11 protein-coding genes are annotated in these 13,110 nt (G+C 62.4%); 2 read left to right on the top strand and 9 right to left on the bottom strand.

Annotation, left to right across the window (positions count from 1 at the left end; all coding sequences use genetic code 11):
• The first annotated feature begins 277 nt into the window (after positions 1-277).
• Complete coding sequence (locus I9018_RS22695; RefSeq protein ID WP_068587668.1) at positions 278-1,207, top strand: GGDEF domain-containing protein; 930 nt, start codon at positions 278-280, stop codon at positions 1,205-1,207.
• Positions 1,208-1,270: 63 nt separating this feature from the next.
• Here I9018_RS22695 and I9018_RS22700 read toward each other — a convergent pair whose 3' ends face one another.
• The 7 genes from I9018_RS22700 to I9018_RS22730 form a co-directional block, all read right to left on the bottom strand.
• On the bottom strand, positions 1,271-2,056 hold the full coding sequence (locus I9018_RS22700) for an iron-containing redox enzyme family protein (protein ID WP_068587667.1): 786 nt from the start codon (positions 2,054-2,056) through the stop codon (positions 1,271-1,273).
• Between the two features lie 44 nt (positions 2,057-2,100).
• Positions 2,101-4,560 (bottom strand): EAL domain-containing protein, encoded by a 2,460-nt coding sequence (locus I9018_RS22705; protein ID WP_068587665.1) that lies wholly within the window; start codon positions 4,558-4,560, stop codon positions 2,101-2,103.
• A 201-nt stretch (positions 4,561-4,761) separates the two neighbouring features.
• Complete coding sequence (locus tag I9018_RS22710) at positions 4,762-6,588, bottom strand: ABC transporter ATP-binding protein (RefSeq protein WP_241107566.1); 1,827 nt, start codon at positions 6,586-6,588, stop codon at positions 4,762-4,764.
• Positions 6,581-7,183, bottom strand: coding sequence for a DsbA family protein (locus tag I9018_RS22715; RefSeq protein ID WP_241110190.1), 603 nt, complete (start codon positions 7,181-7,183; stop codon positions 6,581-6,583). The genes I9018_RS22710 and I9018_RS22715 overlap by 8 nt, the downstream gene beginning before the upstream one ends.
• Positions 7,184-7,219: 36 nt before the next feature.
• Complete coding sequence (locus tag I9018_RS22720) at positions 7,220-8,161, bottom strand: rhodanese-related sulfurtransferase (RefSeq protein ID WP_068587659.1); 942 nt, start codon at positions 8,159-8,161, stop codon at positions 7,220-7,222.
• A 185-nt stretch (positions 8,162-8,346) separates the two neighbouring features.
• Positions 8,347-8,643, bottom strand: a complete 297-nt coding sequence (locus tag I9018_RS22725; RefSeq protein ID WP_241107567.1) for a BolA/IbaG family iron-sulfur metabolism protein — start codon at positions 8,641-8,643, stop codon at positions 8,347-8,349.
• Positions 8,644-8,655: 12 nt separating this feature from the next.
• Positions 8,656-9,171, bottom strand: coding sequence for a DUF2059 domain-containing protein (locus tag I9018_RS22730; protein WP_068587655.1), 516 nt, complete (start codon positions 9,169-9,171; stop codon positions 8,656-8,658).
• A gap of 191 nt (positions 9,172-9,362) precedes the next feature.
• On the opposite strand from I9018_RS22730, the gene I9018_RS22735 reads away from it, so the two are divergent.
• Positions 9,363-10,757 carry a class II fumarate hydratase gene (locus I9018_RS22735; RefSeq protein ID WP_124348266.1) on the top strand — a complete coding sequence of 465 codons (1,395 nt, stop codon included), beginning with the start codon at positions 9,363-9,365 and terminating at the stop codon, positions 10,755-10,757.
• Between the two features lie 43 nt (positions 10,758-10,800).
• Here the strand turns inward: I9018_RS22735 and I9018_RS22740 are convergent, their stop codons facing one another.
• Together I9018_RS22740 and I9018_RS22745 are read right to left on the bottom strand one after the other, a co-directional pair.
• On the bottom strand, positions 10,801-11,760 hold the full coding sequence (locus I9018_RS22740; protein ID WP_068587652.1) for a DMT family transporter: 960 nt from the start codon (positions 11,758-11,760) through the stop codon (positions 10,801-10,803).
• A gap of 155 nt (positions 11,761-11,915) precedes the next feature.
• The gene (locus I9018_RS22745) at positions 11,916-13,100 is read right to left on the bottom strand and encodes a thiolase family protein (RefSeq protein WP_241107568.1); all 1,185 of its coding nucleotides are present in this window, start codon (positions 13,098-13,100) and stop codon (positions 11,916-11,918) included.
• Positions 13,101-13,110 lie beyond the last annotated feature (10 nt).

Genomic DNA, 13,110 nt, shown 5'->3' on the forward strand with positions numbered 1-13,110 from the left:
GTGACAGCATTTTTCAGCTGCAATTCAAGCATTTGAATTCAAAAGAGTTTTACTCATCTGAACTCAATGGCACGAGTTTCGCTCTAAGAGCACTCAAGACACCGTGCCTTGGCACCGTGGAAAACGGCTTTTATCGGGGCGTGGAAGCCCGAGATGAAGCGGCATAAAATATGCGCGATTGTCCTACGGGACTGAAGGAACAGTACGACGCGCAGCTCCGAGCCGCTCTCACCCAGCCAGTAAGACCCTATACCGTGCTCAGGGGGCGCAAGCTCAGATGAAGATTCCCACCCAGAACAACGCAATTGACTTTGACAGCGCCAAATTGCAACGCCTGGGCTTTACTCAACAATCGCCACTGCTCAAGCAGCCTGTGAGCCTGGCGCAATTGCGCCAGCAACTGGGCCTGCAATTGCAGACCAGCCTGGAGCCGCAGCGCATCCTTGGTCTGTTCTTTCGCGAAGTACAACGCCTGGTCCCCCTGGACGCCCTGCACTACCAGCACGCTCCCAGCGATCTGCGCCTGGAATTCGGCCAGCGCGGGCACCACTCCATCAGCTACAGCCTCAGCCACGAAGGCGAGCCCATGGGCGAGCTGCTCTTTCGCCGCAACCAGCGCTTCAGCGATAGCGAGCAGGCACACCTGGAATCATTGCTGTCTACCTTGCTGTACCCGATGCGCAATGCGCTGCTGTACCGCGCCGCAACCCGTAGCGCCCTGCGAGATCCGCTGACCGATACCGGCAACCGCATCGCCATGGATCAGACCCTGGAGCGGGAAATCGAAATGGCTCGCCGCCACCTGCTGCCATTGTCACTCCTGATGCTGGATATCGACCACTTCAAGCGCATCAACGACAGCTACGGCCACAGCACGGGCGATGAAGTGCTCAAGGCCGTTGCCGCCTCGATCAAGGGGCAATTGCGCAATGTGGACATGGTCTTTCGATTTGGCGGGGAGGAGTTCCTGGTCCTGTTGTCCAACACCGGTCGCGAAGCGGCGGCGATGGTGGGAGAGCGCCTGCGCAATGCCACCCAAGTACAGGAATATCGGGCCGACAATGGCAGCCCCATCGAACTGACCGTCAGCCTGGGCTGCGCAACGCTATTGCCGGGAGAGTCCGCCGAAAGCCTGTTACGCCGTGCGGACAGTGCGCTGTACGTCGCCAAGCGCGAAGGGCGCAACCGACTGGCGATGGCCGGCTGAACGCGGTGAAAACATCGCCACAAGCACGGTTGCTTGCGGCGATCTTGCCTGCCAACTGCTGACTCAGCCCTCGGCCAGCGCCAGGCGCTCGCGAGTTACCGTGACCTTCTCCAGTTGCATGCAACGCTCCAGGAACAGGTACATGTAGTCATAGCTCTTGCAGATCGCCTGGCGCAGTTCCACTTGCAGGGCCTTGCTCGGATTCAGCCCCGCCAGGGTCACGATGATCTCCAGTGCCTCCCAAGGATGGGCATCATCGTATTGCGCATGCATCTTCAACCACTTCATGGCGCGCTTGCGATCGTCCTCAGGGAAGGAGGCCGCATAGATGCCATTGGAGCAGACCAGGGCCGACCACTCGCCAGTGGCGCCTTCAATGGCGTAGTTGGTGGCGGCAATGGCGACGATCAACGAGTCCGCCGAGCTGGTATGCCAGCACCAATGGCTCAACGCATGCAGTTCCGGTGGCACCTGCTGCGCCTGCAGGTCTTCCAGGGTCACCCCGTGGGCCCGGCTCCAATGCACCCAGTAATCGGCATGATTGAGCTCGACTCGAATGTTGCGCATCAGCCAGCGGCGCGCCATGTCCTCACCTGGATGGCGGGCAAAGCGAGTCTTGGTCAGGTTCTGCGCCATGTACAGGGCGAATTGCTCCACCACCGGCCAACCGCCGATGAGGTACTGGCGCATGACCTTCGGGCTGAGCTTGTTATCCCGCATGCGCTGGTACAGCTCATGCTCTACGACGCGGCGCTTGCTCTCGCTGCAGTCCTGGATCAATTGCTGGGTCCAGGCGGGGTAACTGGCAGCTTCCATGAGCGGGCCGGTTCGGCTGAATGTGTCGATCACTGTCGGGCTCCTTTTGATTGTGATGTATGGATCCAAAAGAGGTTTCAACGGAACGTGCCGGGCGCCTTGAACAACAGGGGCCGTGGCCGCACGGGTCGACACTGCAAACTGTCACAGGTAAACAACTGCGGGCGCTCAATGAGGTAGCCCTGAGCATAATCCACGCCGATCTCGAGCAATGCCTGCTCGATCTGCGGTGTTTCGACAAACTCGGCAATCGTGCGCTTACCCATGACATGCCCGATGTGATTGATCACTTCGACCATGGCACGGTTAATCGGGTCGTCCAGCATATCCTTTACGAAACTTCCATCGATCTTTAGGAAGTCTACAGGCAAATGTTTGAGATAAGCGAACGACGACATTCCCGCACAAAAGTCATCCAGGGAAAAATGACAACCTAAGCCCTTGAGTTCATTTATAAAACGAATTGCACTGCCCAGATTCGCGATTGCGCTGGTTTCAGTAATTTCGAAGCAGATCATCTTTGGCGGCACGCCATAGGCGGCAAACTGCTCGCGCAGGAAGTCGAGGAACTCGTCATCGCCAATCGTGATGCCGGACAGATTGATCGCACACATCGCCATCGGACCTTCGCGCCCCTCTTCGATGCACTGGGCGATGACCTTGAATACATTCTGTACTACCCAACGATCCAGGGCCGTCATCAAGCCATAGCGCTCGGCCGCCGGGATGAAGCTGTCCGGGAGGATCATGCGGCCCGCCTCGTCATGCAGGCGCAGGAGGATCTCGACATGTCCAGTATCACCCTCTACATGCCCCAGGGCGGTGATCTCCTGGGAGTAAAGGCAGAACCGGTTCTCCTCCAGGGCCATGTGCAAGCGCTGGACCCAAGCCATCTCGCCAAAACGCAGGGACAGCTCCGAATCGTCGGCATGATAGACCTGCACCCGATTACGGCCCTTTTCCTTGGCCATGTAGCACGCCATGTCGGCAGCGCGCAAAGACGCCTCCAGGGTCGTTGGAGTCTGCGCAACATGCACCAGGCCGATGCTCACGGTGGTCACGAACGGCCGGCCCTTCCAGACGAAATGCAGGTTCTGCACGGTCTGGCGCAGGCCCTCGGCAATTTTCTCCGCGGCCTCCGGCGAGCAGTTCTCAAGCAAGATGCCGAACTCATCCCCACCCAGCCGGGCCAGGGTATCGCCTTCGCGCAGGCCCGATTGCAACAGCGCGCAAATATGGCGCAGCAACTCGTCACCGGCAGCATGGCCGCAGGTATCGTTGACCAGCTTGAACTGATCCAGATCCAGGAACATCAGTGCATGCCGGGCCGGCTGGCGCGCCAGGTTGTGCAGGGCCTGCTCCAGGCGGAACTCGAATTCCCGGCGATTGGCCAGCCCGGTCAGGGCATCATGGGTCGCCTGCCAGGACAGGTTGGCGATGTACTGGCGCTCCTGGGTCATGTCATGCAGCACCAGCACCGCACCGCTGACCTTGCCGGCATTGCGGATCGGTGCCCCGACCAGAGTCACCGAGACCGTACTGCCATCCAGGCGCTGGATCAGCTTGGAATGCTCGCTGCCACCGCTGAGCCGGCCACTGAGGATATGTTCGATCAAGGCAAAACCGTCGGCCTGGGCATTTTCATCCAGCACGCTGAACAGCGCCGCCAGGGGCAGGCCCACAGCCTGCTCGGCCTTCCAGCGGGTCAACTCCTCGGCGGCCGGGTTCATGTAGGCGATGGCCCCCTCGACGTCCGTGGTGATCACTCCATCGCCGATGGACTGCAAGGTGATCTGCGCCCGCTCCTTTTCCAATTGCAGGGCACTGGCGAAGGCATGACGTTGCGCCAACAGCTTATGGGTACGCAACAACGCCAGCGCGATCAGGATCAGCGCCGTGGCCAGGTTGGTCACCAGCAACAGCCGCAGGATCACCCGTGACCCCTCGCCCAAGGCATCGCTGAAAGCCTTGGCAGCCGGGGTGACGCCATCGTTGATCGCAAAGATCTCACTCTTCCAGCGCTGGATATCGGCTTCGCTGGCGGTATTGTCGCTGATGCCCCGGTGCATCTCCCGCGCCACCGTATCCAGTTGCAGCAGGTAGCTGTCCCCTACGGTCCAGCGGTCGATGGCTTTTTCCAAGTAGCTGAAATGGCGGAAATTGAGATACAGCCAGATCAGGCTGGAAACATCGTCAGGGTGATTGCCGCCTTTGAGAATCCCCAGGCGGGCAGCCTCCAGGTCCGGCGGCTGGCGATCCAGGGCCACGCGCAGCTCATGCCCGCCCTGGGGCACGGCGATCGCATTCTGGTATTTGAGGAAGGCGCCTTCGTCGCGGCTGTCCGCATACAGGCTCAAGTAGTAGATGGCGTCCTTCTGGCCCTTGGACCACAGGCTTTCGCCGGCGACATAACCACGCACAGCCGATAGGACATACAGGCTGAGGCCACCTAATAGTGCCTGGAACACCACCACCGCAATGAAGGGCCAGACAATGCCCAACAACCGTGGCGTTGCGAAAGTCCGCTTTTGCTTCATGAGGGTCCTTGCTTCAGCACTGCCAAATGAACACCCAGTAGTCCCGCCTCAGACAGCACAGATTAGGCTAATTTGCGCAGCCCTGAGGCAAGGCAAACGACTGCCGGATGGGGCCTCTTGCTAAAAGCCTCCACCCGCTGTTTCTGAAACGGTCAATACACCTGGAAATTCAAGCACTAAGCACAGAAAACAGGATAAAACTCAAGGTGATCTAACCTGCTGCAAATGCCCATAGAGCTTGGCATACAAGCCGCCATCGGCGATCAACTGCTGATGGTCGCCATCTTCGGCGATCTGTCCGCCATCGAAGACCAATACCCGGTCGGCCTGCTTTACCGCCGAGAGCCGGTGCGCAATGATCAGCGTAGTCCGCCCCTGCAGGAAACGCGTCAATGCCTGATGCAGGTTGTACTCGGTAGCGGCGTCCAGCGCAGAGGTCGCTTCATCGAGTATCACCACCTTGGGTTCGGCCAGGACCATCCGGGCGATCGCCAGGCGCTGGCGCTGGCCGCCGGACAAGCGCACCCCGGAGCGCCCGACCACGGTATCCAGCCCTTGAGGCAGGGCCCTGACCGTCACGTCCAGCTGGGCGATCTCCAACGCCTGCCAGCAGGCATTGTCGCTGCGCTCGCGGCCCATGGTCAGGTTGGCCCGGACCGTATCGTTGAACAGCGCTGGATGCTGCAGCACCACCGCGACGTTCTCGCGCACGGTATCCAGGCCGATCTCCTGCTGCGTCGAACCACCGAAGCGAATGCTGCCGGTCTGCGGCGTATACAACCCCAGCAACAGCTGCACCAAGGTGCTCTTGCCACCGCCACTGGCCCCGACAATGGCCACCTTCTCCCCGGGGGCGATGGACAGGTTCATGTTGTCCAGTACCCGCTCGTCGCCATAACCGAAGCTCAGGCCACGGACCTCGATACCGACGGTCTCCCGGCCCTGGAACGGGTCCACGCCTCCTGCATATTGCGGTTCATCGGCGCGCGCCAGCAGCTCGTTGATCCGGGTCAACGCCCCGCCCGCGGCGTAATAGGCGTACTGCAAGTTCAGCAATTGCTCCACCGGACCGATCATGAACCACAGGTAGCTGAACACTGCCAGCATCTGGCCGATGGACAAGTCGGAAAACAGCACCGTGAGCATGGCAGCGGCGCGAAAGATATCGATGCCGAACTGGAACAACAGGCCGCTGGCCCGACCCGAAGCATCGCTTTTCCATTGCGAGGCCACGGCATAATCCCGCACCTCCTCGGCCCGTTGCCCAAGGCGGCCAAGGAAGTAGCCCTGGCGATTGCCCGCACGCACCTCCTGGATAGCCTCCAGGGTCTCGGTCAGGGCTTGGGTGAAACGCGAAGTGCTGTCGTTTTCCAGCTTCTTCAAATGCTTGACCCGCTTGCCCAGCTGCACCGTGGCAAAGATCACCAAGGGGTTGAACAACAGGATCAACAAGGCCAGCTTCCAGTGCATCCACACCAGGATCCCGGCCGTACCCACCAACGTCAGCATGGCCACCAGGAAACGACTCAAGGTCTCGCCGACGAACTTGTCCACGGTGTCCAGGTCGGTCACCAGGTGAGTGCTCACGGTGCCGCCCCCCAGGCTTTCATACTCACCCAGGGAAATGCGCTTGAGGCGCTCGATCAAACGGACGCGGATGCGGTAGACGATGTCCTTGGCCAGGCTGGCGAACAGTCGCGCCTGGACCACGTTGAACACCAGGGCCGAGCATCGCAGGATCAGGGTCACCAGCAACATCAACCCGATGTAGCCGGCAGCGCTGTGCCAGGAACCCGGCAGGAAGCGCTGCATGATCTGCAACGCTCCATCGCCATGCCCCAGCAACACTTCATCCACCAGCAACGGCAGCAACAGCGGAATGGGCACACTGCACAGGGTGGCCAGGACCGCCACACCGTTGGCGATCCACAACGACCGCTTGTGCTGCAAGGCCAGACGGCGGATTTGCGCCCAACTCAGACGATCGACGGCCTTCGCGCCAGCACCTGGATCGACCGGCTCAGGCACAGGCGGCACGCTCCAGCCAACGCCCCAGCAGCGGCGACAATTGGTCGAGCGGCTGGTAGCCGTTGGTCAGCAGCGCCAGCTGGCCATTGCGTTCGGCCAGCAAGGTGGGAAACCCGGCGATCCCCAGATCCTGGACCCAGGTGAAATCCGCCGCCGTGGCCGCATGCTGGTCAGCCCGGTCGAACGCTGCGGCGAATTCGATGCGCGGCACCCCGGCCCGCTCGGCCAGCTCCACCAGGACACTGGCCAGGGTCACATCCCGACCCTCGACGTAGAACGCCCGTTGGATCAGGCCCAGCAGGCTCCAGGCACAATCTGCTGCCAGCCCGCGAGCCGTGACGATGGCCCGGCAGGCCGGCTCGGTGTCGTAGACGAACCCGTCAGGCAAAGCCCCCTCGAACGTGAAGGGCTGGCCGGTCGCCTGTTGCACCGCCTGCCAGTGCTCGAGGATATAGCGCCGGGTATTGGGCTCCAGCGCCGAGCCACTGCCGGTGCGCAACCCGCCCACCACCAGGTGCAGTTCGACCCCGGCGGCCTTCGCCTGCTCGGCAAGGGCCTGGGCCACGGGCGCAAACCCCCAGCACCATGAACACATCGGGTCCATCACATACAGCAGGCGGGCAGACATGGCTCAGGCCTCGGTGGATGCTTGCTTGTAGTTGTAGCCAATCGGGTGCGGCTGGTTGCGAGCCTTGGCCAACTCGATCTGCTTCTGCCGGTCGATGGCGCTGCGGCGGGTCTTCTCGCTCAGCGTATCCCAGCAATGTGGGCAACTGATGCCAGGCACGTAGTGCTCGGAAGTGCGCTCCTCGACGCTCACCGGAGTACGGCAGGCATGACATTGATCGTAGTCGCCTTCGCTGAGGTCGTGACGTACGGTGACCCGGTTGTCGAACACGAAGCAGTCGCCCTGCCACTTGCTCTCTTGCTGCGGCACTTCCTCGAGGTACTTGAGGATCCCGCCCTTGAGGTGGAACACCTCGCCGAAACCTTCGCTGAGCATGTAGCTCGAAGCCTTCTCGCAGCGAATGCCGCCAGTGCAGAACATCGCCACTTTTTTGTGCTTGCTGGGGTCGAAGTTGGCCCGGATGTAGTCCGGGAACTCACGGAAGGTGGTGGTCTTCGGATCGATGGCGCCCTCGAAGGTGCCGATGGACACTTCATAGTCGTTGCGAGTATCGATCAGCAGCACCTCGGGGTCGCTGATCAGGGCGTTCCAGTCCTGGGGCTCGACATAGGTCCCGACCTGCTTGTTCGGGTCCACGCCCGGCACACCCAGGGTGACGATTTCCTTCTTGAGCTTGACCTTGGTGCGGTAGAACGGCTGCTCGTCGCAGTACGACTCCTTGTGGTCGATGTCGTGCATGCGCGGGTCGTTCTTGAGCCAGGCCAGCAGGCCGTCGATACCTTCGCGGCTGCCGGAAACCGTGCCATTGATGCCTTCCTCGGCGATCAGCAGGGTGCCCTTGATGCCGTTGTCGAGCATGGCCTGCAGCAAAGGCTCGCGCAGGCTGACGTAATCTTCCAGGGTGACGAACTTGTACAGTGCCGCCACGACGATGGGTTGAGTCATGGGTAATCTCCAGGTGGCTACCCTCGCAAAGGGTGAACCGGATGCAAAAAAAAACGCGCCGGCTAAGCGGCGCGTTGCGTATTGTAACAGGAAGGCGGTGGCAAGCTCCAAGTCTCGAATGGCAAGCGACCCACCGAGCCGGAAATCCCGGAGTTGCAGCCTGCCGCCGAAGCCCGTGGCTACTCCTAGGGATGACCACCGGCACAGGTTGGCGAAGCCGGGGCCGCGCCGATCGTTTCCCACTCCTGGGGCGTATAGGTATGCAGCGCCAGGGCATGGAACTGGCCCATCAGCTCGCCCAGGGTGGCGTAGACCTTTTGATGGCGCTTGACGCTGTTGAGGCCGGCGAACTGCTCGCTGACCAGCACCGCCTTGAAGTGGGTTTCCAGGCCACGGCTATGCATGTGGCTTTCATCCAACACTTGCAAATGCTCAGGCTGCAGGCCCGCCAGCGCCGTTTCGATCCGTTGTTGCATGGTCATCACGAGCTCCGCTTACTTCTTCTTCGCCGGAGCGGCCTTCGGCTCCAGCTCAGCGGTCATGTCGGCCAGCAGCTTGTTGACCACCGGTACCGCGCTTTCCAGCTTGCCCTGGGTCATCTGCGCCGATTGCTGGGTCAGCTGGGGCATTTTTTCCAGGACTTTCTTGCCCAGCGGCGACTGGTAGAAAGCCACCAGGTCCTTGAGCTCCGATTCACTGAAGTTGCTGGTGTAGAGCTTGACCATGTCCGGCTTCAGCTTGTTCCAGCCGATCGCCTGGTCCAGGGCGGCATTGGCCTTGGCCTGGTAGGTTTCCAGCAGCGCGCGCTTGGACTCCGGAGCCTTGGTCTGCTCGAAGCGCTGGGCGAACATCTGCTGGACTTGCATGTAGACCGGGGTACCGAGCTTGTCGGCATGGGCCAGGGTCAGGAAGGCCTCGGCACTGGCGTTGTGGCTGGCGGTATCGGCGAGAACCTGGCCGCTGGCACACACCAGAGCAACCGCGGTACAGATGGCGCGAAGACGAGTCATCGAGTTTCCTTTTCTAGCAAGCGAGGTAAAACCCCAAGGGCGCCCATTCTGCGCCTATTGATCCGCGTCCCTCAACCCCGGCCCAGGACAGCCCCGGGTTTGCCCGGGCAAACCCGACAAAACCCGGTCAAGGGAACCCGGGCCACGGATCACGGCCTAAACTGGCCAGTCAGACTAGGAGGATCGCCACGATGAATCGAATCGAAACTGACAGCCTGGGCCAGGTTGAAGTCCCGCAGGAAGCCTACTGGGGCGCGCAGACCCAACGCTCGCTGGTCAACTTCGCCATTGGCAGCGAACGCATGCCGCTCTCGGTGCTGCATGCCCTGGCCTTGATCAAGAAAGCCGCCGCCCGGGTCAACAACCGTAACGGCGATCTGCCCGCCGACATCGCCCGACTGATCGAACAAGCCGCCGACGAAGTGCTGGCCGGCGAGCATGACGACCAGTTCCCGCTCGTGGTGTGGCAAACCGGCAGCGGCACCCAGAGCAACATGAATGTCAACGAGGTCCTGGCCGGACGGGCCAACGAACTGGCCGGCAACCCTCGCGGCGGCAAGACGCCAGTGCATCCCAACGACCACGTCAATCGCTCGCAGAGCTCCAACGACTGCTTCCCCACGGCAATGCACATCGCCGCGGCCCAGGCCGTGCAGTTCCAGTTGCTGCCGGCCATCACCGAGCTGTCCGGCGGCCTGGCCGAGCTGTCGGCAAGGCACATGAAGCTGGTGAAGACCGGGCGTACCCACATGATGGATGCCACACCGATCACCTTCGGCCAGGAAGTCTCGGCGTTCATCGCCCAATTGAGCTACGCCGAACGTGCGATCCGCGCTGCCCTGCCGGCCATTTGCGAACTGGCCCAGGGCGGGACCGCCGTGGGCACCGGGCTCAACTCGCCCCACGGCTTCGGGGAAGCCATTGCCGCCGAACTGGCTGCGTTGTCTGGCCTGCCGTTCGTCACCGCGCCGAACAAGTTCGCGGCCCTGGCCGGCCATGAACCACTGACCACCCTGTCCGGCGCGCTCAAGACCCTGGCCGTGTGCCTGATGAAGATCGCCAACGACTTGCGCCTGCTGGGCTCGGGCCCCCGGGCCGGGCTGGCGGAAGTCAAGCTGCCGGCCAACGAGCCGGGCAGCTCGATCATGCCCGGCAAGGTCAACCCGACCCAGTGCGAAGCCCTGTCGATGCTGGCCTGCCAAGTGATGGGCAACGACACCACCATTGGTTTTGCCGCCAGCCAGGGCCACCTGCAGTTGAACGTGTTCAAACCGGTGATCATCCACAACCTGCTGCAATCGATCCGCCTGCTGGCCGATGGCTGCAGCAACTTCCAGCACCACTGCATTGCCGGCCTGGAACCCGATCCAGTGCAAATGGCCGCCCATCTGGAACGTGGCCTGATGCTGGTAACGGCGCTCAACACCCATATCGGCTACGACAAGGCCGCCGAGATCGCCAAGAAGGCCTATGCCGAAAACCTGACCCTGCGCGAAGCGGCCCTGGCACTGGGCTACCTGGACGATGCGCAGTTCGACGCCTGGGTTCGTCCGGAAAACATGCTGGAAGCCGGAAAACAGGGCTGATACCGAAAGCGGGCGGTTGTCTGCACGAAACCGCCCGTGATCGTCACCCGACGGCGCCGCGCCGACGCCGTGCCCGCAGCCCTTCGATCAGCGACGGCCCCAGGGCCGTCAACGCAGACCCTAGCACCACCAGCAGCGCACCGCCGTAACCCAGGCCGTTGATCTGCTCCGCGTGCACGTACGCCGGCCACATCCAGGCCGCCCAGGCCACGGCGGCAAAGGTCACCAGGGGCGTGATGGCCAGGGTCGCGCTGACCCGCGACGCCTCCCAATGGGCCAGGGCTTCGGCAAACGCGCCATAGGCCACCAGGGTATTGAGGCAGCAGGCCAGCAGCAGCCAACCTTGCAACGGCGTCAGCGCCAGGACCTCCAGCGGATGAACCCAGGGCGTGAGCAGCAGGGCACAGGACAGGTAGATCACCATCATCACCTGCAATGAATTCCACACGCTCAACAACTGCTTCTGGCCCAGGGCATAGAAGGTCCAGACCGCCGATGCCGCCAGCACGGTGAGCACGCCTGCGGTGTAGTCGCCCAGGGACGTCAGCAACTCGGCCAGGCGCTGGTTGAAGAACAACCCAAACCCCACTAGCAACACCAGCAGGCCCAGGCCCTGCCCCAGGCTGAAGCGCTCCTTGAACACCAGCACACTGGCGATCAGCAGCAAGATCGGCCCCATCTGCACCACCAGTTGCGCGGTGCCTGGGCTCAACAGGTTCAGGCCCATCAGGTACAGCACGTAGTTGCCCACCAGGCCGCCCACAGCAAGTGGCACCAGCCAGGCTCCCCGCGGCCCGAGCCGTCGCCAGTCGGGCAAGCGCCGTACCGCCGCCAGGTAGATCAACAGGCACCCGCCGGACACCAGCAAGCGAAACCAGGTCACCGTGACCGGGTCCATCGCTTGCAGCACTTGCTTGAGCTTGATGGGCAGGATGCCCCAGAGCACCGCGGTCACCAACGCGAGGAACAGGCCATAGGCCCAACGACCGGATGAAACGTGCATGCCAACCCCACAAAACCTGCCAGCGACGGGCACATTCTAGGGCCGCAGCCCAGGGTGACACAGCGGCCGTGAGCGGCCGAGCGCAAACAGGACAGTCCAGGTCGCAAACACGCAAGCCGGCCCCATCGGAGCCGGCTCGTATAGCGCCAATCAGCCTAGCGCACGGCCTCGAACAGCCCGGTAGCGCCCATGCCGCCACCCACGCACATGGTGACGATGCCGTAGCGCAGCTTGCGCCGCTGCAGCTCACGCACCAGGTGCCCGACCTGGCGCGAGCCGGTCATGCCATAGGGGTGGCCGATGGCGATCGAGCCGCCATTGACGTTGTAGCGGGCGTTGTCGATCTCCAGGCGCTCGCGGGCATACAGGCACTGGGAAGCGAAGGCCTCGTTGAGTTCCCACAAGTCGATGTCGGCGATGCTCAGGCCCTTGGCCTTGAGCAGCTTGGGTACCGAGAACACCGGGCCGATGCCCATCTCGTCCGGCTCGCAGCCAGCCACAGTGAAGCCACGGAAGAACGCCTTGGGCTTGAGCCCCAGGGCCAGCGCCCGCTCCAGGCTCATCACCAGGGTCATCGAGGCCCCATCGGACAACTGCGAGGAGTTGCCAGCGGTGACCGAACCATCCTCGGCAAACACCGGCTTGAGCGCCGCCAGGTTCTCCAGGGTGGTGTCCGGGCGGTTGCAGTCGTCGCGATCCACCACGCCATCGAGGATCTGCACCTGCCCGGTGTTCTTGTCCTCGACCTTGTACTTGACCGCCATCGGCACGATCTCGTCGTCGAACAGGCCGGCGGCCTGGGCCTGGGCGGTACGCTGCTGGCTCTGCAGGGCGTAGCGGTCCTGGCTTTCACGGCTGACGTTATAGCGTCGAGCCACCACCTCGGCGGTCTGGCCCATGGGGAAATAGATGCCTGGTACCTGCTCCTTGAGCAATGGATTGATCAGGTTCTCGGTATTGACGCTCTTCATGGTCAGGCTGATGGATTCCACCCCGCCGGCGACGATGATGTCGCTGCAGCCGGAGGCGATCTGGTTGGCGGCGATGGCGATCGCCTGCAACCCCGAGGAACAGAAACGGTTGAGGGTCATGCCCGCGGTGCCGGTGCCCAGGGCCGAAAGCACGGCGACGTTGCGCCCGATGTTATAGCCCTGGGCGCCTTCGTTGGAGCCGGCGCCGACGATGCAATCCTCGACGCTGGCCGGGTCGATGCCAGTGCGCGCCAGCAGCGCATTGACACAATGGGCGGCCATGTCGTCCGGGCGGGTCTGGTTGAACTTGCCCCGGAAGGACTTGGCCAGGCCAGTCCGCACGCTGTCGACTATCACCACTTCACGCATGACGCTCTCC

The sequence above is a fragment of the Pseudomonas sp. MPFS genome, assembly GCF_022537035.1.
GTDB classification, from domain to species: Bacteria; Pseudomonadota; Gammaproteobacteria; order Pseudomonadales; family Pseudomonadaceae; genus Aquipseudomonas; species Aquipseudomonas sessilinigenes.